The following is a 24,335-nucleotide window of genomic DNA, read 5'->3' on the forward strand; positions in this document are numbered from 1 at the left end:
ATCCGTCTCGCTTCTTCTTGTCGGTATAGGGCCGACGCAGCGAGATCGCCCTCTCGGCCACCTCGACATGCGACACGTCGACTGGATCGACCACTTCGACGCCGATCGCCACGAGGTCTTCGATCACGTCGTCGACGTAGCCGTCGGCCTTGTCGTGAGCAGCGTCGACGAACCTCGTGAGGTCGCGCCGCAATCCCAGTCGGTCGTACATGCGCGCCTGGACGCTCAGGGCCGCGATCATCTCCGCCGATTCCTCGCGGTAGCGACTCGCAACCTCGAGGACGACCAATCGCGGCACGACGACGCGGTGTCCGAGTGCGCGAGCGTCGGCGATGGCAGTGTCGAACCGTGCGCCCCTGGTCAGGGCCGAAGAATCGAGAACGATGATCATGCGCTCGATTCTCTCTCGAGAAACCGGACGAATGCGCTAATCCACCCCGAACCGTTACTTGATCTTGAAGATCACTGCCCGCTGAACGATGAAGTTGATGACCGTCGCGGTGCCCTGCGCGATGACGAAGGCCAGCGGTGTCCGCCACCAATGCTCGTCGAAGACATGGACCATCAGTTCGTTGAGTCCGACCTGAACCGCAAAAGTGACCGCGTACAGCGCGACTACAGCGATGAAGCGGGCGCGAGAAGGCTCGGCCTTGAACGTCCACCGACGATTGATGAGGTACGCCGTCGTGGTGCCCGCAACGAAGCTCAGCGATTTTGCGGCGACGCGCGGCAACCCCAACGCAAAGAGCAGCACGTACAGCCCGTAGTCCACGACCGCCGACAGCCCACCCGTCGCGACGAACCGGACGATCTGCGTTTTCAGGTCCAACGCGTCGTCGGCGATGTCCGTCGTGACAGGAATCTCGACGGGCAGCGGGACGTGGGGTTCGTGCTGGTGACTTGCAGGTGTTTCGGGCACGACGACGAGAGTAACCACTCGAGTCGGAGCCGTCGGCACTACTCCCAGGTAACCTCTACCTTGATGTCCACGACAGCAGAAGAGACGCCGCAGCCGGCTCTCCACACCCAAGCCCGCACCCTCACCGGTTGGGGACGCACCGCCGCCACCACTGCACAGGTGCTGTCCACCCCCGACGTGGAAGTGATCGCCAACGCGGTCGCCCAGGTTGCGGAACAGAACGATTCCAAGCCCTCGCATCTGCGACGCGGCGTCATCGCGCGCGGCCTCGGCCGCTCGTACGGTGACCCAGCGCAGAACGCCGGCGGCCTGGTCATCGACATGAATGCCCTCAGCCGCATTCACCGCATCGATCGCGACACCGCTCTGGTGGACGTCGACGCCGGCGTGAATCTGGATCAGCTGATGAAGGCTGCTCTGCCGTTCGGCCTGTGGGTTCCGGTCCTGCCGGGTACTCGTCAGGTCACGATCGGCGGCGCCATCGGCTCGGATATCCACGGCAAGAACCACCACAGCGCGGGCAGCTTCGGCAACCACGTCGTGTCGTTGGATCTGCTGACGGCCGACGGCAAAGTTCGCACGCTCACCCCCAAGGGCGGGCGCAACGACCCGAAGGCCGCACTGTTCTGGGCCACGATCGGCGGCATGGGCCTGACGGGCATCATCTTGCGGGCAACCATCAAGATGACACCGACCGAGACGGCGTACTTCATCGCCGACGGCGACGTCACCAACAGCCTCGACGAGACCATCGCGCTGCACAGCGACGGCAGCGAGGCCAACTACGAGTATTCGAGCGCCTGGTTCGACGCGATTTCCGCGCCCCCGAAGCTCGGTCGTGCGGCAGTCTCGCGCGGATCTCTGGCGAAGCTCGACCAGCTTCCGGCCAAGCTGCAGAAGAACCCGCTCGCCTTCGACGCACCGCAGTTGCTGACGTTCCCCGACGTCTTCCCGAACGGGCTGGCCAACAAGTTCAACTTCACCGCGATCGGTGAGGTCTGGTTCCGCAAGTCCGGCAAGTATCGCGGCAAGGTCCAGAATCTGACGCAGTTCTACCACCCGCTCGACATGTTCGGTGAGTGGAACCGCGCGTACGGATCCAACGGATTCCTGCAGTACCAGTTCGTGGTTCCGCCGGAGGCCGTCGACGAGTTCAAGAAGATCATCGTCGACATCCAGCGCAGCGGGCACTACTCGTTCCTCAACGTGTTCAAGCTCTTCGGCGAAGGCAATCAGGCGCCGCTGAGCTTCCCGATCCCGGGCTGGAACATCTGCGTCGACTTCCGCATCAAGCCGGGCCTGAACGAGTTCGTCACCGAACTCGACAAGCGTGTCCTCGAATTCGGCGGACGCCTGTACACGGCCAAGGACTCGCGGACGTCCGCGGAAACCTTCCACGCCATGTACCCGCGCATCGACGAGTGGATCGCGACGCGCCGCAAGTACGACCCCACAGGCGTTTTCGCCTCCGATATGTCCAGAAGGCTGGAACTGTGATCAACGCTGTAGGTAACCCGCAAACCGTTTTGCTTCTCGGTGGAACCTCCGAGATCGGCCTCGCCATCTGTGAGGAGTACCTGAAGAAGGCGCCGCTCCGCGTCGTTCTGGCGGCACTCCCCGGCGATCCCGGACGCGAAGCTGCGGTCAAGCAGCTCGAAGCCAAGGGCGCCACCTCGGTGGAACTCATCGACTTCGACGCCGTTGATTTCGAATCGCACCCGAAGGTGATCGACCAGGCGTTCTCGAACGGTGACGTCGACGTCGCCATCGTCGCCTTCGCACTGGACGGTGACTCCGAAGAGCTGTGGCAGAACCAGCGCAAGGCCGTTCTGGTGGCAAACGTCAACTACACCGCTTCCGTCTCGGTCGGTGTTCTTCTCGGCGAGAAGATGAAGGCTCAGGGCTTCGGCAAGATCATCGCGATGTCGTCGGTTGCCGGCGAGCGCGTCAAGCGTGCCAACTTCGTCTACGGATCCACCAAGGCGGGCCTCGACGGTTTCTACCTCGGACTCGGCGAGGCTCTCGCGGAATTCGGACCGCAGGTCACCGTCGTTCGCCCCGGCATGGTGCGCACGCAGTTCAGTGCCCACGTCAAGGAAGCTCCGCTGACGGTCAACAAGGACATCGTCGCGAAGCTCGCTGTTGCCGCCTCGGACAAGGGCAAGGAAATCGTCTGGACTCCCGGCCCGTGGCGCTTCGTCATGATGGGTCTTCGCCACGTGCCGCGCCCGATCTTCCGGAAGTTGCCGGTTTAAGCTCCTCCCGTGCCAGAAACAACAACTGCTCCGAGTACAGACCTTTCGACCCCGTCGCCGTGGCGTAATGCCGCGGCGACGGTGGTGGAAATGGCCCTCGGAGCGCTGGTCGCCGCTGTTGTAGCCGCTGTCGGGCTCTTTGCTTTCGGCCGAGTGCAGTGGCCGGCGTTCACCTCTTCCAATGTCACGCAGGCCGTCACGACGGTGCTGCAGGTGCTCTGCATCGCAGTGGTCGGTGTTGCGGTTCTGATGTTCCGCGCCCGCAAGGCCGAGCGGGTCGCAAAACTCCTCTCGTGGGCCGGGCTCTCCGGCTTCGTCACCACGTCGCTCGGACTTCCCCTGGCCGCGACGAGTCTGTATCTGCACGGCGTCTCGGTCGATCAGCAGTTCCGGACCGAGTACCTGACCCGGCTGACGGATTCTGCTGCGCTGCAGGACATGACGTACGTGGATCTGCCGCCGTTCTACCCGGCCGGCTGGTTCTGGATCGGTGGACGCGTCGCGAACCTGCTGGGAATGGACGGCTGGGAAGCCTTCAAGCCCTATGCGATCGGCTCGTTGGCTGTCGTCGCCGTCGTTGCACTCGTGTTGTGGACCAAGCTGATTCGACGCGATTGGGCCGCCGTCGCGGCATTGGCCGTCACTGCCGTCGTGTTGGCGTACAACTCCCCCGAGGCGTACGGCGCCGTCATCAACCTCCTGATCCCGCCGGTGCTGATCCTCGCGTGGGGCGCATTGGACCGGCCGGGGGCATCTCGATTTGCCGGAGCCGGCGCAATACTCGGAACCGGCCTGTTCCTCGGTTTCGCCGCAACGGTCTACACGCTCTATCTCGGATTCGCCGCGTTCGCAGTGACTCTGATGGCCTTGGTTGCCGCAGTACTTGCCGCACGCGCCCAGAACACGTGGAAAGCCGCACTGGGACCCCTCGTCAGGCTCGCCGTGATCGCCGTGATCTCCGGCCTGGTGGCTCTGACCGTCTGGACGCCGTACCTGCTGAAGGCACTCTCCGGTGCCACCGCAGAGTCCGGCACCGCAATGCACTACCTCCCCGATTCCGGTGCGGTGCTGCCCTTCCCGATGCTGAGCTTCACCCTCGTCGGCGGACTGTGCCTACTCGGCACGATCTGGCTGATTTCTCGTTTCCTCTTCTCCCGCCGCGCCCGGGCACTCGGCATCGGTGTCATTGCCGTGTATCTGTGGGCATTGCTGTCCATGACGTTCACCGTCGCCGGCAGTACGCTCCTCGGTTTCCGACTGGAGCCGGTCCTGATCGGACTCCTTGCCGCCGCCGGTGTGTTCGGTTTCTTCGAGTTCGCCGGTTGGATCGTGCTGGCCACCAGCGAAAATCCTCGCGTCAAAGCGGTACTGGTTGCACTCGGTGTCATCGGAGCCATCGCCTTCGCGCAGAACATCCCGCAGGTGCTGGCGCCGGATATCGCTGTGGCATACAGCGATACCGACGGCAACGGCGAGCGCGGGGACAAGCGACCCCCGGGTGCCGAAGCCAATTACGCCGACATCGACCGGATCATTCGCGAGCAGTTGGGACGCGAACCCCATGACACGGTGGTCCTCACTGCCGACATCGGCTTCCTCAGCTTCTACCCGTACTTCGGCTTTCAAGGACTGACGTCGCACTACGCGAACCCGCTCGCCGATTTCCGTGCGCGCGCCGCGCTGATCGAGCAGTGGTCGGAACTGAAGACGCCTGACGAACTGGTAGCTGCGCTGGACTCGGCGCCGTGGCGCAGCCCCGACGCCTTCGTCTTCCGCCAGGGCGCCGACGGGTACACGCTGCGGTTGGCAGAGGACGTCTACCCCAACGACCCGAACGTCCGCCGCTACACGGTCACGTTCCCCAAGGAACTGTTCGACGATCCTCGTTTCACCGTGACCGAGCAGGGGCCGTTTGTGGTCGTTACCCGCTCTGACGCAATCTAACCAGGAGATACGTCACAAAAGGCTTACCGTCGGGGTCGTTGACGCGACCCCGACGCACCCCTAACTTCATACCGTGCCCCGAACCGATGCCCGAGCGGCGATGATCGATGCAGCCGAGCGTCTGGTTGCCGAGCGAGGTCTGGCCGCTCTGACTCTTCGTGATGTTCAGACCGAAGCCGGGCAGGCCAACAAATCGGCTGCGCAGTATCACTTCGGGTCACGTGAAGGTTTGCTGGCGGCCGTCGTCGAGTCCAGAATGCGACCTGCCGGTGAGCGTCGTCGTGAGTTGCTCGACACGATCGATCTCGACGCGAATCCACCGACGATGCGTGCCCTCGTCGAGGCTCTCGTCCTGCCGTTGGCGGAACAGACCATCTACCGTGAGGGCACGTTGTACGCACGGTTCCTGGTGCAGTCGATCTTCGACCCGGCGATGTCGTCGACCATCCGTGACCACATGCAGGCCGAGAGTTTCCGCGAAGTTCAGCGGCGGATCGTTGCTGCGTCCTCCTTACCGGCAGAGATCGCCGAACTTCGGGCGGGAACTCTGACCGTGCTCACCGTCGTCACTTTTGCCACGTGGGAAGGCCGCGTCGACAGCCGAGAACGTGCTCACGTGATCGTTGCCGACCTGATCGAAAGTTGCCTCGGAGCACTCTCGGCCCCGGCTGCGCAAATCTGACACGCTGTCCGGCGAGTTTGTTTCCGAAACTGCCGGGGTACTCAGCCCCTCCAAGCGCAGTCGAGCAAACGGCCGCATCAACCACCGGCGGGGTAGGTGATGACAGTGAGCGAACTCGTTGCGCAAAGCCGCGAGCTTGTACCGCATCGTGCAGTTCTCGATTCCGCAGAGCATGTTCTGGTCATTGCGCGCGGCAAACCGTTCGGGCGCGAACAGGCTTTCCATGAAGTGTTGAGCGTCGCGATTCGCAATCGCATCGAAGTACTCACTCTGGCAAGGGCTCTCATCGACGTGTCCGAGTCCCGCGACTACCGCGCGATCCCGACCGACACCGCGCACACCGTTGCGGTGCTCGAATGGGGCGAGCTACTCGAGATCCCCACCGAACACCACCAGAAGTCCAGGGCCGAGTCATCCGAGGACGTCGATGAATCGAGTGAACCCGACGATCCGATCGAACCCGAATATCTGGTCGAGACCGACGTGGGCGGACGGGTCGTCTTCGTCGCCCTCGCGTTCACGATCGGCGGGATAGTCGGATTCTTCGCGCACGACTGGGCACTTCTGCTTCTGATCACCGCCGTGTACCTCGTGTGGATCGCGGCACGGTTGGTCGCGAAACTCGTCAGTGTTTCCCGTAGTGCCCACTGGGCGGACGCTTCGCCGATTCGTGGCGCCGATTCGACCACACGGAACGCGGAAAACTCCCACCATCACGCTGTTGCAGCGTGACGGCGGGAGCATCCGCTTTCGCTAAAGCCTCTGCGGTACACCGTAAGTGACGACGGTATCGCCATTCGACGTGACAGCCTTCGCGTACGGCCTGATGGTCACCGGACCGATTGCTCCCTGTACATAACCGTGAACTCCGGACAGACGGACAGCGGCTTCGGGACCGTCGAACTCCTGATCTTCGAGCAGCGCGACGTCGGTGATACCGCCCGGCGCCAGGTCGACGTCCAGTTCCTGCGACGGAATGATGTCACCACCGATGACGAACCCATTGGAAATATCCAGGCCCAGTTCGAAATCCGGAACCAGACCGATCCCGAGGTTCGTTCCACTCTCGACTGCCCAGTCGAGACCAGGACTGTTGAGAACGACCGTCGCGCCGGTCAGCGCGATCGGGTAACCGATCTGATAACCGATCGTCAGCTTCGTTCCGGTGAAGCTTGCCGCGTCCGGCCCGTCGATCTTCACGCCGGCAACCCCGTCGTGGAAGAACTCGACACTCAGCGGTGAGCTGTCGAGAGGCGGAAAGACGTGGATAGCGGTATCAGCCTGGAAGACTTCTATCCGATTCCCTTTGACGTCGGTGATCGAACTGGTGTTGTCAACGCCTGCCGACGCCGTCCCACCCCCCAGGACAACGGCCAACAAGGCCACTGCTCCTACTGCGCTACTACGAACTGCTGTCTTCGACATGCACAAGCACCATCCCATCCGGTATAGGCCCCGGACGTAGGTTCCAACTCTTCGTCGAGGATGGGATTCGTCGGGGCTGCCTGAACAAACGCGAGCAAGATCCTTGTTGCGATACCCCGGTCACGAACCCGTCAAACGGTGCACGAAAACATTACTTTCCGGACAAGTCGGGCGGACCGGTTTGTCCCGCTGACTGCGCCCGCTCGCGGACGCGAACCGTTTTGTTCGTTACTCTGACAGTGGAAGTTATCGAATCGAGACCTAAGTAGGCCACCCCGAACTTCTGAGATCGCCACTTCAGGGATGGGCGCCAGAACCGAAAGGCACCGACTGCATGACCGAGACCTTGCCCGACGTCCAACTGCTCGAAGAAGCACGTCCAGGGCGAGTCCGTTCAGCAGTGCGGCGCTCGGTCGTCCAGCGCGGTCGTCTGGTCGACCTCGCGATCATGGCGACGTTCACCGTCGCGGCGATCTACGTGATGTCCAACCTGTGGAGCGATCTGCAGTCCGGCTATCTGTTCAACGCGGGCCGCGACCAGGCCATGTGGGAATGGTTCTTCGCCGATACCGCTCACGCCCTCGCCCAGTTCCGCAGCCCACTGTTCAGTGACCTGCAGAATTATCCACTCGGCGTGAACCTGATGGCCAATACCGCGATGTTCGGCATCAGTATCCCGTTGGCCCCGATCACGCTGATCTTCGGACCGACCGCCACGTATGCGATCGGGCTGACCGCCGGCCTCGGCGGCACCGCCATCGCTTGGTACTGGGCGTTCTCGCGGCACGTACTGACCGGAGTCTCCGTCCGCTCCAAGGTCGCCGCCGCCGTCGGAGCGGGGTTCTGCGGATTCGCGCCCGCCATGATCTCGCATGCCAACGGCCACCCGAACTTCGTCGCGTTCTTCGTACTTCCGTTCATATTCTTGCAGGTCGTGCGCATTTCGAACGGCAAGCGTCCGGTTCGCGACGGTGTCGTCCTCGGCCTACTCGTCGCCTGGCAGATCTTCCTCGGTGAAGAACCGCTCCTCATCTTCACGATGTCAGCCATGGTGTTCGGCGCCGCCTATGCACTGCCCGGCCTGGCCAAGTCGCGCCAGGCGATCAAGCGCGCGATGCCCGGCCTCGTGATCGGCGGCGCGGTCACACTCCTGATCACTGCGGTGCCGCTGTGGTCGCAGTTCTTCGGCCCAGCGAGCTACGACGGCGTCTCACACGGTCAGGCAGGCAACGACACCGCTGCACTCACCACGTTCCCGACCGAATCGGTTGCGGGCGACCCCGAGGGCGCGGAGTTCCGAATGAACCCGACCGAGGAGAACGCGTACTTCGGATGGCCGCTGGTGCTCCTGCTTCTCGGTGCAACGGTGTGGCTGTGGCGCATCCGCCTGACCCGCGCGGCTGCCGCCGTGATCGTGGTCATGGGTGTGCTCTCACTCGGTTCCGAACTGACCATCGACGGTGACAAGACCGGCATCACTCTGCCGTGGAAACTCCTCGCCGACCTGCCGTTGTTCGAATCGGTGCTCGAATCCCGATTCGCGATGGGCGCGATTCCGGCGATCGGGCTGCTGCTCACCCTCGGCACCTACCGCGCTTTTGTCGAACTTCGTGGACCGCGCCGCACGGCAGCCGGTGTCTGGCTGGTGGCTCTCGCCGTCGCGATGATTCCCCTGATCCCGACCCCCATCGACGCCGATCAGCGATCTGCGACGCCCGAATTCATCACCAGCGGCTCGTGGGAGAACTACGTCAGCGACGGCACCCTGGTGACGGTTCCCGTCGCGAGCGCCGAAGACGCCCGCGCACTGAGCTGGCAGGTCGACGCCGACTTCGGCTTCCCCATCGCCGGCGGGTACTTCGTCGGCCCGGATTCGAAGACCCGCGCCGGAATCTACGGTGCCGAGTCCCGGCCCACCTCGACCCTGCTGGTCAATGCCAAACAAACCGGCAAGGTCCCGTTGATCGACGTGGGCACCAGAGCGAACGCACTGACCGACCTGCGGTACTGGCACGCCGACGTACTGGTGCTTCCCCGATTCTCCGGCGACGACGCCCTGCGCCACACGGTCGACGAGCTGGTCGGCTTCGACGCCAAGCGCGTCGACGACGTGTGGGTGTGGGACGTACGAGACCTCGTGAGCGGCAAGACCTCCAACCAGAGCTGAGCGGGTTGATCAGCGGGTCATGATCACCGGACCGTCTTCGGTGATCGCGACCGTGTGCTCACTGTGCGCAGCCCGGGCGCCCGAAACGGTGCGAAGGGTCCACCCGTCGGCGTCGTGCCGGTAGTCGTCGGTTCCGTCGGCGATGAGCATCGGTTCGATGGCGATGACCAGGCCGGGACGCAGCCGGAAGCCTTTGCCTGCTCGACCTTCGTTGGGCACGTCCGGGCCTTCGTGCATCTCGCGGCCGATGCCGTGCCCACCGTGATCGGCCAGCATGCCGTACCCGCGGCCACGCGCGTACTGTCCGATCGCGGCACCGATGTCGCCCAATCGGTTTCCGGGCTGGGCAGCGGCAATGCCACGGGCAAGTGCCTCATCGGTCGCGTCGATCAGTGCCTGATCCTCACTACTCCCCCGCCCGACAGTGAAGCTGATGGCGGAGTCGCCGCACCAGCCGTCGAGTCTCGCGCCGCAGTCGATGCTGACCAGGTCACCGTCGCGAAGCCGGTACTCATTCGGGATACCGTGCACCACAGCATCGTTCACACTCGCACAGATGGCGCCTGGGAACGGCGTCGATGCCGTTGCCGGCCGGTAGTTCAAGAACAGCGCCGAGGCGCCGGCCGCCGAAATAACCTCCGCGGCAACGGCGTCCAATTCGAGCAACGTCACCCCGACGCTTGCCGCCTCACGCGCCGCAGCCAGAGCCTGCGCCGTGATTCTCCCAGCCGCCGCCATCGCGTCGATTTCCCCTGCGGTCTTGATTTCGACCATTTCGAACACCTTCCTTGTCGAATAACTATACCGGTATTACTATAAGCACATGGTGCGCGTGCCGCTGACGGCGGAAGAACTCGAACGAGGACTACGACTGGGTGAACTCCTGCGATCGGCGCGGGGGGACCGAAGCATGGTTCAGGTAGCGCTCGACGCCGGCATCTCGGTCGAAACTCTGCGCAAGATCGAAACCGGCCGCATCGCGACACCCGCCTTCTTCACCATCAGCGCGGTCGCGGAAGTGTTGGGTATTTCACTCGACACCATCGCCCGAACACTTGAAACACCACAATCCGAACAGGAAGTTGCATCCTGAGTAGTTCTCTCAGGATGTGCGGGCCCGCACTCGCCTAACATCGTTCCTTGTGCCGTCTGAAGTAGTAGTGCCCCCGAAACCCGTGCCCACTGGCCCCGAAGCTCCCCGAGAATCGGATTCCCAGAGAGTCCGGACGGCACGACTCATCGCGATAGTCACCGGCCTTCTTGGCCTGCTTCTTGCACTCGCTACGCCCTTCCTGCCCGTCAAGCAGGAAGCCGCGAGCATCGACTGGCCGCAGGGTGGGACCGTCAACAGCGTTTCGTCGCCGCTGATCTCCTACTCGCCCACATCGCTCGACATCACCATCCCGTGTTCCACTCTCGGCCAGTTGGGCGGCAGCGGCGGCACACTGCTCTCGACCATGCCGAACGGGGCGCCGGACCGAAACGCCCGCGGCCTCACCGTCCGCACCACTGCCGACCGCCTCGAAGCACTCACCCGCGATTCGGTATTGATCTCGACCCCGCTCGATCAACTGAGCGGGTGCACGGCGATCACCATCACGACCAACTCCGAGCAGACCGTCGCGGCGGTCACCGGAATCGACGGCGTCGGCACCACCCTGACCGGTGACTACCGCCCACAGGTTGTCGGCATCTTCACCGACCTGCAGGGCGCAGCGCCCGCCGGACTGTCCGCCCACATGGACGTCGACTCGCGGTTCTCGTCCAGCCCCACTCTTCTCAAACTGTTCGCGATGATCGTGGCGGCACTCTCGACCATCGTCTCGCTGTACGCACTGCACCGGATCGACGGCGTCGACGGCCGTCGTGCGCGGCGGTTCCTTCCGGCGCGATGGTGGAAGTTCACCGGCATCGATGCCCTGGTGATCGGCACGCTGGCGCTGTGGCATGTGTTCGGCGCCAACACTTCCGACGACGGTTACCTGCTCGGCATGGCCCGAGTCTCGGAGCACTCCGGGTACATGGCCAATTACTTCCGCTGGTTCGGAGTCCCCGAAGCGCCGTTCGGTTGGTACTACGACGTGCTGGCACTGTTCGCGAAGGTCAGCACCGCGAGCATGTGGATGCGCCTGCCCGCGCTGATCGCCGGCATTCTGTGTTGGATGGTGATCAGCCGCGAGGTGATCCCGCGACTCGGTGTTGCGGTGCGCCGCAACAAGGTTGCCATCTGGACGGGCGGGCTCGTGTTCCTCGCCTTCTGGTTGCCGTACAACAACGGCCTGCGCCCCGAGCCCATCATCGCCCTCGGCGCTCTGCTCACGTGGTGCTCCATCGAACGCGCCATCGCTACCGGACGTCTGTTGCCCGCCGCGATGGCCGTGCTGATCGCTGCATTCTCGTTGGCCGCCGGACCTTCCGGGTTGATCGCGATCGGCGCGTTGATCGCCGGCGCCCGGCCGATCCTGCAGATCCTGATCGCCCGCGGCAAACGCGTCGGCTTCCTGTCCCAGATCATGCCGATTCTCGCCGCCGGAACCGTGGTGCTCGTCGCGGTCTTCGCAGATCAAACCCTCGCGACAGTTCTCGAATCGACCAGAGTGCGAACGGCCGTCGGGCCGAACGTTCCGTGGTTCGAGGAACGGTTGCGTTGGGACGCACTGATGACCATCTCCCCCGACGGCTCACTGGCCCGCCGCTTCGGCATGTTCGTCATGATCGTCGGACTCGTGTTCTTCGTCATGATGATCCTGCGCAAGGGCCGGATCCCGGGCACCGCTATCGGGCCCTCGCGCCGAATCCTCGGGATCGTGTTCGCGTCGCTGCTCCTGATGCAGTTCACCCCCACCAAGTGGACTCACCACTTCGGTGTGTACGCCGGTCTGGCCGCCACGGTGGCCGTCCTCGCCGCCGTGGGTGTGAGTGCGTCGAGCATGCGTTCCAAACGAAACCGCGCGCTGTTCGCCGCGGGCATCCTGTTCATCCTCGCTGTGGCGTTCACGAGCTCCAACGGCTGGTGGTACGTCTCGAGTTACGGCGTCCCGTGGTGGGACAAGCCGCCGTCAATCGCCGGCAAGGGATTCTCGACGGCCTTCCTCGGCCTCACGATTCTCGCGCTGCTGCTGGCCGCGTGGTACCACGTCATGGAGCCGCGCCGGCGAAACGGCACAGAGGACAGCGTCAAGAAGACCAGGCGACTTCGCCTTCTCGCCCCGTCACCGTTGACCATCGCGGCCGGAGCGGTCGTGCTGTTCGAGGTGCTGTCCCTGCTCAAGGGCGCGGTCGCGCAGTACCCCGCGTATTCGATCGGCAAGTCCAACATCGAATCCGTCTTCGGCGGAAGCTGCGGTCTCGCGGGTGAGGTACTCGTCGAGTCCGATCCGAACGCCGGCGTTCTGCAATTGACGGATCGGCCCACCGATCTCGCCGGCGCAGGTGCATTCGGTGCGAGCGAATCAACCGGGTTCTCGCCGGACGGGGTTGCAGGCGACCTCACGGCCGACGCCGAGGACTCGACGGCAGGCAGTGCAAACAGCCTCGACACCTCGACCTCGCAGTCCGGCACCACCACGCCGGGAACCGGATCCGGCACAGCCGGCGGCTCGCAGTCGACGGCCGGCGTCAACGGCAGCAACGTCGCGCTCCCGTTCGGGCTCGACCCCGCAAAAACCCCGGTGCTCGGTAGTTACGGAGCACCTCAGAACGCGTCACTGACCACCGGTTGGTATTCACTCCCCGAGCGCAACGACGCCGCACCGCTCCTGACCGTCGCGGCCGCCGGACGCATCCGCTACGTCAACTCCGACGGCATCGTCACCCCCGGCGCAGTGCTGCAGGTCGAGTACGGCAAGAAGCAGGCCGACGGGAGCGTCGACGCACTGGGACGTGTCGATCCGATCGACATCGGCCCGTCGCCGTCGTGGCGCAACCTGCGCGTTCCGATGGATCAGCTGCCCGCCGACGCCGACACCGTGCGTCTGGTGGCCAGTGACACCGACATCAGCGCCGACCAGTGGCTGGCGGTCACACCGCCACGAGTGCCGACCATGCGCACGCTGCAGGACGTCGTCGGATCCACCGATCCCGTGCTGATGGACTGGGCTGTCGGTCTGGCCTTCCCGTGCCAACGTCCGGTGGATCACCTGTACGGCGTCGCCGAGATCCCCGACTGGCGCATCCTGCCCGACCGCATCGGCGCGGAGTCCACCAACGCCTGGCAGGACCACTACGGCGGTGGACCGCTCGGCTGGACCACCGAACTGCTCTCGGCCAGGGCATTGCCGACCTATCTGGACAACGACTGGGATCGTGACTGGGGTTCGCTCGAGCAGTACGCACCGCTCGATTCGGACGCGGTTCCCGCGCAAATGAACGTCACAACCGAGACCCGATCGGGCACCTGGACACCGGGCCCGATTCGTTACCAGTCGTAACTGTTACGCGTGGACCTACCAACCACCCAGGCACGGTAGGTCCACGCTCAGCCCTGACATACCATCGGTAGCCGTGCCCGACGCCGTGACAGCTTCACCTCAGACTTCGAGTTCGCCGCCTCCTGCTGGTCAGGATGCCCGCGAGCGTTTCCATCGCACGCGATGGGTCGCGATCATCGCCGGCTTGCTCGGCTTCGTGCTCGCACTGGCAACTCCGCTGCTTCCCGTCGTGCAGACGACGGCTTCGGTCAACTGGCCGCAGAACGGCGTGATCGGCGACGTCGAGGCACCGCTGATGGCGCAGGTTCCCATCGACGTCAACGCATCGATCCCCTGTACCGCGGTCAGCTCGCTGCCGGAGGGCGGCGGCATCTTGCTGTCGACGGCACCTGCACAGGGCGACGGCGCGGCACTGTCGTCGATGTTCGTCCGGGTGTCCGCGACGAGCGTCGACGTGCTCGATCGCAACGTCGTCGTCGCTTCGGCGGCACGCGAGGACGTCGAGTCCAGTCGCTGTGGCGCCATCGCGTTCAGCTCTGACGTCAACCGAACCACGGCAGAGTTCGTCGGACTGACCTATCCCGACGGCAACCCGATTCGTGGCCAGCTCGACGGTGACTTCCGCCCGCAGGTGGTCGGCGTCTTCAGCGACCTGCCCGACGGCGCTGCCCCCGAGGGCCTCGGCTTCTCGATGACGATCGACTCACGTTTCTCCTCGAGCCCCAGCGTCTTGAAGCTGGTCGCGATGATCGTGGCAGTCCTCTCTACCATCGTCGCGCTGGTCGCCCTGGCTCGCCTCGACGGAACCGACGGCCGCAAGCACCGACGCTTCCTGCCCGCGCGCTGGTGGAAGTTCTCCGGTATCGACGGAGTGGTCGTCGGCACGCTCGTCGTGTGGCACTTCATCGGCGCGAACACCGCCGACGACGGTTACCTCCTCACCATGGCTCGAGTCTCGCCGGACGCGGGATACATGGCCAACTACTTCCGTTGGTTCGGCGTTCCCGAGGCCCCGTTCGGCTGGTACTACGAAGTCCTGGCCGTGATGGCGAAGATCTCGACCGCGAGCCCGTTCATGCGTCTGCCCGCTCTCCTCGCCGGAATCCTCTGCTGGATGGTCATCAGCCGCGAGGTCGTCCCGCGTCTCGGCCGGGCGGTTCGCCGGAGCAACGTCGCCCTCTGGACCGGCGGGCTGGTGTTCCTGTCCTTCTGGCTGGCGTACAACAACGGTCTTCGCCCCGAGCCCATCGTGGCTCTCGGCGCACTGCTCACCTGGTGCTCCATCGAGCGCGCCATCGCCACCGGACGTCTGCTGCCCGCGGCCACGGCAATCTTGATCGGCGCCTTCACTCTTGCCGCCGCACCCACCGGATTGATGTGTATCGCAGCCCTTCTCGCCGGTGTGCGCCCGTTGGTGCGCATCGTCGTCAAACGTCACCGACTGGTCGGCACACTGCCGCTTCTCGCTCCGATCGCCGCTGCCGGAACCATCGTGCTGGTGGTCATCTTCGCCGACCAGACCTTTGCCGGTGTCATGGAAGCCACGCGCGTCCGAACGATCATCGGCCCCAATCTCGAGTGGTACCAGGACTTCCTGCGCTACTACTACCTCTTCGTCCAGACAGTCGACGGCTCGGTTGCCCGACGCTTCGCGTTCTTGACGATGATCCTGTGCCTCTTCACGGCGCTCTTCGTGTTGTTGCGCCGCGGCCGCGTCCCCGGCGCGGCAACCGGTCCGTCGTGGCGCCTGGTCGGCGTCGTCTTCGGCACGATGTTCCTGATGATGTTCAACCCCACCAAGTGGACTCACCACTTCGGTGCGTACGCGGGCATCGCCGGTTCTCTCGCCGCGCTGACCGCCGTGGCCGTGTCCGCGTCCGCCCTGCGCTCGCGTCGTAACCGATCGGTGTTCGTGGCCGGACTGCTCCTGATGCTCGCGTTGACGTTCGCCGGCATCAACGGCTATTGGTACGTCTCGAGTTACGGCGTGCCGTGGTTCGACAAGACCATCTCCTACGACGGCCGTGAATCCAACACCCTGTTCCTCGCGCTCTTTGCTCTCGCCTTGGCCTTTGCCGCCTGGCAGTACCTGCGTGAGGGATTTGCCGCCCCGCCCGAGAAGCCGAACACGGCCAAGGGCAGACGAATTCGCAAGTTCGCGGCCGCTCCCCTCACCGTGATTGCCGGTCTGATGGTCCTGTTCGAGGTGCTCTCGCTACTCAAGGGTGCAGTGTCGCAGTACCCGGCGTACTCGCTGGGCCGAAGCAACATCGAGGCACTCGCGGGCAAGACCTGCGGCATGGCCGAGGACGTTCTGGTCGAGACCGACGTCAATTCCGGGAATCTGCGGCCTCTGACCGCTCCCGGATTCAACGCCGAGGATCCGTTGTCCGGAGTTGATTCGAAGGGCTTCTCCCCCAATGGGGTTCCCAGCGATCTGACTGCGGATTACATCGAAGTCAAGCAGGGCATGGGCAATACCGACAGCCAGAGTGTCGGTCCCACCTTCGCCACCGGTTCCGGTGCCGGAACCAGCGGCGGCACCGGCAACGTCGGCGTCAACGGCAGCACGGCCAAGCTCCCCTTCGGCCTCGATCCGTCGAAAACGCCGGTCATGGGCAGCTACCAGCCCGGCGTGCAGGAACCTGCTTCCCTCATCTCGAGTTGGTACGGATTGCCCACTCGCAGTGAAGAATCACCGCTGGTGGTCATGTCCGTCGCCGGGCGTGTGTGGTCCGTCGACAACACCGGTGCGATCACGTACGGCCAGTCACTTCTGGTCGAGTACGGCAAGACTCAGCCCGACGGAACCGTGCAGGTTCAGGGTTCGTACATGCCGCGAGACATCGGACCCGCGCCGTCGTGGCGCAACGTCCGTATCCCGATCGACGAACTCGCGCCGGACGCGGACGCCGTTCGGGTGGTCGCGTTCGATCCCAACCTCACGGGCGATCAGTGGATGGCATTCACGCCGCCGCGCGTGCCCAAGCTCGAGTCCCTGAACTCGTACATCGGCAACGAGCAGCCGGTGCTTCTGGACTGGGCTGTCGGCCTTCAGTTCCCGTGCCAACGTCCGTACACACATCAGAACGGTGTGGCCGAGATGCCGAACTTCCGCATCCTCCCGGACCGTCCTCTTGCGGTCAGTTCCACCGACACCTGGCAGTCCGCGGACAACGGTGGCCCGCTCGGATTCACCGAGGTTCTTGCCGGTGCGACGACGGTTCCTACGTACCTGAAGGACGACTGGGCGCGGGACTGGGGATCACTCGAGCGGTACGACCGGTACTTCCCCAATGCGGTTCCGGCAGAGGTGGAGACGGGCACCGCAACCCGCTCGGGCATGTGGATGCCCGGCGAGATGCGAGTGCACTAGCCTGCGCTACCTACTCGGGTGACTGCTCGGGTGCGACGTACGGAGACGGCCGAGACCGCTCCGACAACGACGACGCACCCGAGTAGTTGCCCAACGCCTGGCCGTTCGCCGAGCAGCACAACCGCCAGCAGTACGGCAAGTACCGGTTGCATGAGCAGGAGCGTCGCGCCCACCTCGGCGGGAAGCCGAGGGAGCGAGTGCCCCATCAGCATCCAGCCGAACACCTGGCCGACCAGTGCCAGTGCCGCGAGCCAGCCGAACGCTTCCCAGCCCGGGACGAAATCGATCCGGCCCCACAGTGATCCGATGACGGACCCGGCGATGCCCGCGGACGTCGTCGAGATCAACACCTGGCTCGCTGCCCGATCTGCCTCGCCCGTCCGGCCGACCACGAAGATGTAGCCGCCGTAGGCGATTCCGGAGACGAGCGAGAGCGCCGTTCCCCACAGCAAGTCGTCGCCGGTTCCCCCACCCCCGAACACGCCGCCCGCCAAGGCGATTCCCGTGAACATGAACGGCAGGGCGAAGACGAACCGCATCGGCACCCGATGGCCGAACACCAACCAGGACAGTGCGGGCACCACGACCACCTGCACGTTCACGACGACGCTCGCCATCCCCGCGCCGATCATCAGAATCGACTGCGACCACAACGCGAAATCCAGCCCGAGCAGCAGACCGCCGAGCACCTGCAGAACGACTGCCCGCCGGCTCGGCTTGCCCACCCGGCGGTACTCCCGCCACGCCAACCACAACAGCGGCGGCAAGGCCAGGAAGCAACGGACGAAGACGGCGGTCGAGGGCCCGACATCAGCCAACTTGATGAGGAGCGAACTGATCGAGATCGCAGCTGCGCCTCCGACGACGAGCAATCGAGGGTCGATGCGCCCCCGAGGAGTTCGGGTGGGTGTCGGTGTCTGCGCGGTCGCGGAGGTCAGTGTGGTCACTCGACAATGTTCCTGCCGCTAACTATTCAGCACAAGCAAATGTTCAGACCGTATATTCGGTAGCATTGCTACTGTGTTGAATCTCGAAAGACTTCGCGCCCTGCACGCCGTCGCCGAGAACGGATCAGTGGCGGCTGCCGCCCGCACCTTGCATGTCACACCGTCCGGGATTTCGCAGCAGTTGAACAAGCTCGAGCGCGAGGTCGGTGTTCCGCTCCTCGAACCGCAGGGCCGCGGTGTGCGACTCACAGAAGCGGGCCGAATCCTCGCGCGCCGAACCGCAGAGGTTCTCTCGACGCTCGCTCAGGCAGAGGCGGAAATCGCGTCGCTGCAGAGCGAGGTGACGGGCCGCGTACGTATCGGCGCCCTGGTCTCCCCCAGCAGGATGGTGCTGCCGCGAGCCATCTCCGAAATCAGGCATGCGCACCCGCAGCTCGAAATCACCTTCAACGAAGGCGAATCCGAAGAACTGCTCCCAGCACTGATTCGCCGCGACCTCGACGTCGTGGTGGTCGACAGTTGGAGCACTCTGCCCGTCGAACTTCCCGACGGACTCTCCTTCACGCCCGTGTACGACGACGTGGCGCTGCTCGCTCTCCCGACGTCACATCCGCTGGCGGAGAACAAGGTCGTCGCGCTCAGCGAGCTGTCCGAGCATGCCTGGGCGACGTGGACCCGGGGAACGGACTTTCACACCTTCACCGTCCGGACCCTGCGCGCGCAGGGGTTCGACCCACGAATCGAGTACGAGGTCGCCGAGTTTCCCACCCAGGTCGAATTCGTCGCTCAGGGCCTCGCCGTCGCATTGATTCCACGTCTGGCGAGAGTTGTACCGCCGGAAGGTGTTCGAATGCTCGACACGGTTCCGCCGCTCGGCCGAGACATTTACCTCGCCTGGCGGACAGACAGCGAAAGGCCGGCCGTCCTGGCGGCGATAGAAGCGCTACGCCGCCAGTTCGACGCCCTCGTTGACAAAAAGAACTAGAGCGGCATCAAGTTGTGCTTGCGCGGGTTCTTGAAGATCGTCTTGTCCGCGAGCAACTTCAGAGCCTTACGGATCTCGAGACGCGTCTGCGAAGGCTCGATCACCGCGTCGATGTATCCGCGCTCGGCCGCGATGTACGGCGTCGCGACGAACTCGTTGTAGAAGTTGATCAGCTGAGCACGCACCGCGGGTGCATTATCGCCGGCCTCGGCGAGCTGACGCCGCCCCATGATGTTGACGGCACCCTCGGCGCCCATCACGGCGATACGAGCGGTCGGCCACGCGAGGTTGATGTCGGCACCGAGCTGCTTGCAGCCCATGACGGCATAACCGCCGCCGTACGCCTTACGAACCACCACGGTCACCTTCGGCACAGTGGCTTCGATGTACGAGAACAGGAAACGCCCGCCGCGCTTGATGACGCCGACCTTTTCCTGATCGACGCCGGGAAGGAAGCCCGGTGTGTCGACGACGAAGACGAGCGGGATGTTGAAAGCGTCGCACAGACGCACGAAGTGGGCAGCCTTGTCGGAGCTGTCCGCGTCGAGGGCGCCACTGAGGTACGTGGGCTGGTTGGCCACGACACCGACGGGCAGGCCGTCGACGCGGGAGAATCCGGTGATCACGTTGTGCGCGACCTGGGCTCCGATTTCGTGGAAAGTGCCGTCGTCGAAGATCCGCAGAATGATGTCGTGCATGTCGTAGCCGGCGTTGTCGGCATCCGGCATGAACGCATTGAGTTCGAGATCCGACTCGGTGATCTCGGGTTCGAGGCCCGGGTTGATCAGCGGCGCCTTCTCCTGGCACGACGACGGCATGAAGCTCAGGTACTCACGCACCCAGTCGAAGGCAGCCTTCTCGTCGGGAGCGACGTGATGGATGTTTCCGTACTCCGCCTGCTTGCGGGCTCCACCCAAGTCCTCGAGGCTGACCTCTTCGCCGGTGACCGACTTGATGACGTCGGGTCCGGTGACGAACATGTACGACTCTTCGGTCGCGACCACGACGTCCGTGTTGATCGGGGCGTAGACGGCACCGCCGGCGCATTTACCGAGGATGACCGGGATCTGCGGGCACAGGCCGGACAACGGCTCCTGACGTGAACCCATGTTGGCGTACCAGGCCAACGAGGAAACGGCGTCCTGGATGCGAGCTCCACCGGAATCGTTGATACCGACGACCGGGCAGCCCACCTTCAGCGCAAAATCGTTGACAGCTGCGACCTTACGGCCGAACATCTCTCCGGCGGCACCGCCGAACACCGTCTGATCGTGCGCGAACACGGCTACCGGACGCCCGTCGACGGTTCCGTGACCGGTCATGACGCCGTCGCTGTACGGGTTGCCCTCGCCCGCCATCTTCACCAGGGCACCGATCTCGATGAAGCTACCGGGGTCGAGCAACATGTCGATGCGCTGGCGCGGCGTGCTGTGCCCTGCTGCATCGCGCTTGGCAATGGCCCGAGCCGAGCCGGGTTCCTTTGCCTTCTCCAACTTTTCGCGGAGTTCAGCGAGCTTCTCCGCGGTGGTTGTCGTCACTTCTGAACTCAGGTTTCCGCTGCTTTGGTCTGAGCTGTCTCGATCTGGGCCAGCTTGGTGGTGAGGTCTGCCGCAACCTTCGCGATGTACGGCTCGTCGACGATCTGCAGGTGGTCCCCGCCGATGTAGACGACCTCGAGGTTCTTCACGTAGTCACCCCAGCCACCATCCGCCTTGCGGGTCTTGAATGCAGGCTCGAGCGTCATCAGCTCGTCGTGGTACTTGTCAGCCATGTAGAGCACGACGTCGCCGTCGTAACTGCTGAACTCGGCCGTCTGGATGGCGCGATTGTCCAACCACGACGTCCGCTGATGCTCGATGATGCCGCCGGGAATCTTGGCGCCGCTCATCTTGATCATGTCCATCAAGATCTGGATCTGATCCTCGTCGGCTTCGGTGGAAGCCAGAACGTCAAGCGGCAGCGGCACATCCAGGTTGTAGGTGCGCTTGGCGAACTTGCCGTAGCGCTCCCAGCGCTTGCGTCGTTCCGCCTCGGTGTCCGGCACGACCTCGCCGGCCATGACGGTGTCGAGCAGCCCGACCACACGCACGTCGGCGCCCTGCTCGCGCAGCAACTTCGCGACCGCATACGACATCACGCCACCGAACGACCAGCCACACAGCACGTACGGCCCGTCGCCCTGGATCTCACGCAGCAGCGGAACGTAAGCAGCAGCGCGGGTTTCGATCGAGCCCTCGACCCGCTCGAACCCGTACATCGGCGTGCCGGCGGGCAGGCGCTTGAGCAGAGGCTCGTACGTCACCGTCGAACCACCGGCAGCATGGAAGACGAATACCGGTACGGCAGTGGAACCTTCGGGACGGGCACGCAGAGTACGTACGAGTCCGTCGATCTTGCCGTCGTCCTCGAGGTACTGGCGAACGACGTCCGCAAGCTCTTCGATGGTGGTGGAGTCGAGAACGTCGTCGAGAGTGATCTCGCCGCCGGCACGCTCGGAAAGCCGAGCAGCAAGCTTCTCGGCGACCTCGTCACCGACGATCGGCAGATCGTTGAAGATGCCCTTGGCCGACTTCCCGGTGACAACCGCCCACGTCGCAAACGTCAAGCGCTCGGCCGCATCTCGCGGCGGAACGTCCGAGCCTGCGTCGTCGGCAGTTCCGGCTCGAGAAGGATCGGAAGGCGCAGCAGCAACCGGAGCAGTGGTAGGTAGTTCCACTGCCACCTCGGCGGGAGCAACGTCCTCGTCAGCAGCGTCGGCCGCCAACTTCTCCGCGGCCTGCTTGTCGGCCATCGCCTGAACCTCTTCGCGATTGTCGATCGCGTAGCGCAGGTACTTGTTGACCTCGTTGAGGCTCGCGTCCTTGACTGCCTGGAGCTGGAGCTGCGGAATGTCGAACTCGTACTCGACGCGGTTCTTGATACGCATCGCCATGAGCGAGTCGAGACCCAGTTCGATGAGCGGAACCTCGGCCGGCAGATCCTCCGGCGAGTACCCCATCGACTCGGCAACCACGATCTTGAGGCGGTCGTCGAGGCTCTGCGAACCGTTCGGATCCCACTTGTCTCCGGCGTCTTCGACGACCTCGGCCAAGGATTCCATCGGCGCACTGGTCTTGACCGGCGCGCTGACGACCAGCTCGGGCAGCGGCTCACCCGACGTGACGACGGCGTCGAAGAGCAGACGGAACGTAGCGCCCTCACGAGCGTGCACCTGCACCGACGCTCCACCCGGATGCGGGTTGAGTGTCGTGGTCAGGGTCGAAGCACCGGCCAGTTCACCGTGCGGAACAGCAGCTGTCAGAGAGACATCCGAAAGCACCTGTCCGGCAGCGGCGCTCACCAGCACCGCCAGGTCGGTGACGGCGGATGCGTCGACCTCCCACACGTGGCGGCCGTCGGGCAGAGCGACGTGCGAACCGGGTACGCGAGCCGAACCGCCGGCACTGACGCGAATGTCGAGCCAATACGGCTTACGCAGGAATGCGGTACGCGGAACCGAAGCGAAATCGCCTGCGGGAAGCAGAGACTCGAGGTTCACGGCATGGCCGTGCACGTACAGCTGCGCGAGAGCGGCAAGAACACCCGCGGACTCGTCTTCCTTACGCTTGAGCGTCTGGATGAGCTCCATGTCGTGCAGGCCCGAATCGAACGCGGTAGCCGCCACCGACATCAGCGTCACCGGATTGGGTGCAAGCTCGACAAAAGTGGTGTGGCCGTGGGCAACTGCACCGCGTACCGCGTTGGTGAAGTACACGCTGTGGCGAAGACCCTTGACCCAGTACGCCTCTTGATGGATCGGCTCGTGACCGGGGCGGTAGAAGGTGTCCTTGTCGACGGACGAGTAGACGCCGAGCTTCAACGTGGTCGGCTCGATACCGGCCAACTCGGCGGCAAGCTCACCGAGCAGCGGATCTACCTGCGAAGTATGGCTGGCGCCCTTGGTCTGCAGGACACGCGCCATCTTGCCGTCGGCCTCGGCGGCCGCGACGATCGCCTCGATGTCCGGCTGTGGTCCACCGATCACCGTGTGCGTCGGAGCTGCGTAAACACAGACCTCGAGCTTGGGGTACGTGGGCAGCAGCGCCTCGATCTCGGATGCGCTGTACTCGAGCAGAGCCATCAGACGGATGTCGTCACCGACAAGTGCGCCCTCGGCCTCACCCATCAGCCGTGAACGTGAACAGATCACGCGGACAGCGTCTTCCAGGTTCAGACCGCCGGAAACGTACGCGGCAGCGGCCTCACCCATCGAGTGCGGAACCACGGCTTCGGCCTCGGCGCCGTGGTGACGCAGCAACGCGGCCAGACCGACCTGGATGGTGAAGATTCCCACCTGCGCGGTCTCGACGTTGTACTCGATCGAATCGTCGAGGAACATCTCGACCATCGAGTAACCGGCCTCGTCCTGGATCAGCGCGTCGACCTCGTCGACGGCCGCCTTGAAGGCCGAGTTCTCCGTGTAGAGCTGCTTGGCCATCTTGCGGTGCTGCGAGCCGAAGCCCGAGAACACCCACACCGCGCCCTTGGGCGACGGCGAGTCGGCGGAGAAGACTCCTTGAGCAGGCTTGCCTGCGGCGACGGCGCGCAGCGAGCTGATGGCCTCGGAGCGCGTCTTCGCCAGAACAGCGGCGCGCGAGCGTCCGTGGTTGCGACGCGCGAGTGTGCGGGCGACGTCGGCGAGGGGCGTCTTGCTTCCCTCTTCGGTTTCGAGCCAGTCGGCCAGATCAGCGGCTGCGCGGCGACGACGCGACGGCAGCGCGCCGGACACGGCCAGCACAACGGTGCTCTCGTTCTCTGCTGCCGGTTCGTCGACCACCGGGGCATCCACAACCGGTTCATCGACTACCGCGTCGGCAGGTACGTACTCCTTGACCACGACGTGCGCGTTGGTTCCACCGAAACCGAAACCGGAGACACCGGCGACAGCCTTGCCGGTGTAGCGCGGCCAGTCGGTGGCCTCGGGCGTCACCTGCAGGTGCGACTTCTCGAAGTCGATGTGCGGGTTCGGGCCCAGGTAGTTGATCGTCGCGGGAATCTTGTTTTCCTGCATCGCCAGAACGACCTTGATCAGGCCGGCGGCGCCCGCAGCTGCTTCCAGGTGCCCGAAGTTGGTCTTCGCACTACCGAGCAGAGCCGGCTTGTCTTCGTCACGACCACGACCGACGACACGACTGAGCGCGTCGGCCTCGATGGGATCACCGAGAT

Annotated in this window: 17 protein-coding genes; 10 read left to right on the plus strand and 7 right to left on the minus strand. The window is 64.3% G+C overall.

Features of this window, described 5'->3' with window-relative positions:
* Together A2J01_RS26260 and A2J01_RS26265 are read right to left on the minus strand one after the other, a co-directional pair.
* A partial coding sequence (locus A2J01_RS26260) for a PIN domain-containing protein (RefSeq protein ID WP_197494303.1) occupies positions 1 to 391 on the minus strand: 391 nt, incomplete at its 3' end.
* Positions 392 to 445: 54 nt separating this feature from the next.
* Positions 446 to 919 carry a GtrA family protein gene (locus A2J01_RS26265; protein WP_003943798.1) on the minus strand — a complete coding sequence of 158 codons (474 nt, stop codon included), beginning with the start codon at positions 917 to 919 and terminating at the stop codon, positions 446 to 448.
* Positions 920 to 982: 63 nt separating this feature from the next.
* Here A2J01_RS26265 and A2J01_RS26270 point away from each other — a divergent pair, with 63 nt between their 5' ends.
* From A2J01_RS26270 to A2J01_RS26290, 5 genes are all read left to right on the plus strand, one after another.
* Positions 983 to 2,416, plus strand: coding sequence for an FAD-binding oxidoreductase (locus A2J01_RS26270; RefSeq protein WP_003943934.1), 1,434 nt, complete (start codon positions 983 to 985; stop codon positions 2,414 to 2,416).
* Positions 2,413 to 3,174, plus strand: a complete 762-nt coding sequence (locus A2J01_RS26275) for a decaprenylphospho-beta-D-erythro-pentofuranosid-2-ulose 2-reductase (RefSeq protein ID WP_007731800.1) — start codon at positions 2,413 to 2,415, stop codon at positions 3,172 to 3,174. The genes A2J01_RS26270 and A2J01_RS26275 overlap by 4 nt, the downstream gene beginning before the upstream one ends.
* Before the next feature lie 90 nt (positions 3,175 to 3,264).
* Entirely contained in the window at positions 3,265 to 5,118 is a 1,854-nt protein-coding gene (locus A2J01_RS26280; protein ID WP_064113916.1) for a galactan 5-O-arabinofuranosyltransferase, read from the plus strand.
* A gap of 73 nt (positions 5,119 to 5,191) precedes the next feature.
* Positions 5,192 to 5,800: a TetR/AcrR family transcriptional regulator gene (locus A2J01_RS26285; protein WP_003943927.1), complete on the plus strand. Its 609-nt coding sequence runs from the start codon at positions 5,192 to 5,194 to the stop codon at positions 5,798 to 5,800.
* 99 nt (positions 5,801 to 5,899) lie between these two features.
* The gene (locus A2J01_RS26290) at positions 5,900 to 6,532 is read left to right on the plus strand and encodes a hypothetical protein (RefSeq protein ID WP_231915915.1); all 633 of its coding nucleotides are present in this window, start codon (positions 5,900 to 5,902) and stop codon (positions 6,530 to 6,532) included.
* Positions 6,533 to 6,553: 21 nt separating this feature from the next.
* Here the strand turns inward: A2J01_RS26290 and A2J01_RS26295 are convergent, their stop codons facing one another.
* A complete protein-coding gene (locus tag A2J01_RS26295) occupies positions 6,554 to 7,225 on the minus strand; it encodes an MspA family porin (protein WP_003943954.1) in 672 nt (223 codons plus the stop codon).
* Between the two features lie 334 nt (positions 7,226 to 7,559).
* Here A2J01_RS26295 and A2J01_RS26300 point away from each other — a divergent pair, with 334 nt between their 5' ends.
* The gene (locus A2J01_RS26300) at positions 7,560 to 9,392 is read left to right on the plus strand and encodes a hypothetical protein (RefSeq protein ID WP_042921226.1); all 1,833 of its coding nucleotides are present in this window, start codon (positions 7,560 to 7,562) and stop codon (positions 9,390 to 9,392) included.
* A gap of 9 nt (positions 9,393 to 9,401) precedes the next feature.
* Here the strand turns inward: A2J01_RS26300 and map are convergent, their stop codons facing one another.
* Positions 9,402 to 10,166, minus strand: a complete 765-nt coding sequence (gene map / locus A2J01_RS26305) for a type I methionyl aminopeptidase (RefSeq protein WP_030535815.1) — start codon at positions 10,164 to 10,166, stop codon at positions 9,402 to 9,404.
* 49 nt (positions 10,167 to 10,215) lie between these two features.
* Between map and A2J01_RS26310 the strand changes: the two genes are divergently transcribed.
* From A2J01_RS26310 to A2J01_RS26320, 3 genes are all read left to right on the plus strand, one after another.
* The gene (locus A2J01_RS26310; RefSeq protein WP_003943854.1) at positions 10,216 to 10,485 is read left to right on the plus strand and encodes a helix-turn-helix domain-containing protein; all 270 of its coding nucleotides are present in this window, start codon (positions 10,216 to 10,218) and stop codon (positions 10,483 to 10,485) included.
* Between the two features lie 82 nt (positions 10,486 to 10,567).
* Positions 10,568 to 13,822 carry an arabinosyltransferase domain-containing protein gene (locus A2J01_RS26315; RefSeq protein WP_064113910.1) on the plus strand — a complete coding sequence of 1,085 codons (3,255 nt, stop codon included), beginning with the start codon at positions 10,568 to 10,570 and terminating at the stop codon, positions 13,820 to 13,822.
* A 73-nt stretch (positions 13,823 to 13,895) separates the two neighbouring features.
* Entirely contained in the window at positions 13,896 to 17,198 is a 3,303-nt protein-coding gene (locus A2J01_RS26320; RefSeq protein WP_064113911.1) for an arabinosyltransferase domain-containing protein, read from the plus strand.
* On the opposite strand, the gene A2J01_RS26325 is transcribed toward A2J01_RS26320, so the two are convergent.
* Complete coding sequence (locus A2J01_RS26325; protein WP_064113912.1) at positions 17,195 to 18,145, minus strand: DMT family transporter; 951 nt, start codon at positions 18,143 to 18,145, stop codon at positions 17,195 to 17,197. The genes A2J01_RS26320 and A2J01_RS26325 overlap by 4 nt on opposite strands.
* Before the next feature lie 73 nt (positions 18,146 to 18,218).
* Here A2J01_RS26325 and A2J01_RS26330 point away from each other — a divergent pair, with 73 nt between their 5' ends.
* Positions 18,219 to 19,130, plus strand: coding sequence for a LysR family transcriptional regulator (locus A2J01_RS26330; RefSeq protein WP_064113913.1), 912 nt, complete (start codon positions 18,219 to 18,221; stop codon positions 19,128 to 19,130).
* Here A2J01_RS26330 and A2J01_RS26335 read toward each other — a convergent pair.
* The gene (locus tag A2J01_RS26335; RefSeq protein ID WP_064113914.1) at positions 19,127 to 20,668 is read right to left on the minus strand and encodes an acyl-CoA carboxylase subunit beta; all 1,542 of its coding nucleotides are present in this window, start codon (positions 20,666 to 20,668) and stop codon (positions 19,127 to 19,129) included. The two genes, A2J01_RS26330 and A2J01_RS26335, sit on opposite strands and share 4 nt — an antisense overlap.
* An 8-nt stretch (positions 20,669 to 20,676) precedes the next feature.
* On the minus strand, positions 20,677 to 24,335 hold a 3,659-nt coding region (locus A2J01_RS26340), incomplete at its 5' end, for an acyltransferase domain-containing protein (protein WP_064113915.1).

The organism is Rhodococcus sp. EPR-134 (assembly GCF_001647205.1).
Taxonomy (GTDB): domain Bacteria; phylum Actinomycetota; class Actinomycetes; order Mycobacteriales; family Mycobacteriaceae; genus Rhodococcus_F; species Rhodococcus_F qingshengii.

Coding starts and splice junctions, on each gene's coding strand:
- A2J01_RS26270 (WP_003943934.1), top strand. CDS start 983: ATGTCCACGACAGCAGAAGAGACGCCGCAGCCGGCTCTCCACACCCAA.
- A2J01_RS26280 (WP_064113916.1), top strand. CDS start 3,265: ATGGCCCTCGGAGCGCTGGTCGCCGCTGTTGTAGCCGCTGTCGGGCTC.
- A2J01_RS26290 (WP_231915915.1), top strand. CDS start 5,900: ATGACAGTGAGCGAACTCGTTGCGCAAAGCCGCGAGCTTGTACCGCAT.
- A2J01_RS26295 (WP_003943954.1), bottom strand. CDS start 7,225: ATGTCGAAGACAGCAGTTCGTAGTAGCGCAGTAGGAGCAGTGGCCTTG.
- A2J01_RS26300 (WP_042921226.1), top strand. CDS start 7,560: ATGACCGAGACCTTGCCCGACGTCCAACTGCTCGAAGAAGCACGTCCA.
- map (WP_030535815.1), bottom strand. CDS start 10,166: ATGGTCGAAATCAAGACCGCAGGGGAAATCGACGCGATGGCGGCGGCT.
- A2J01_RS26310 (WP_003943854.1), top strand. CDS start 10,216: ATGGTGCGCGTGCCGCTGACGGCGGAAGAACTCGAACGAGGACTACGA.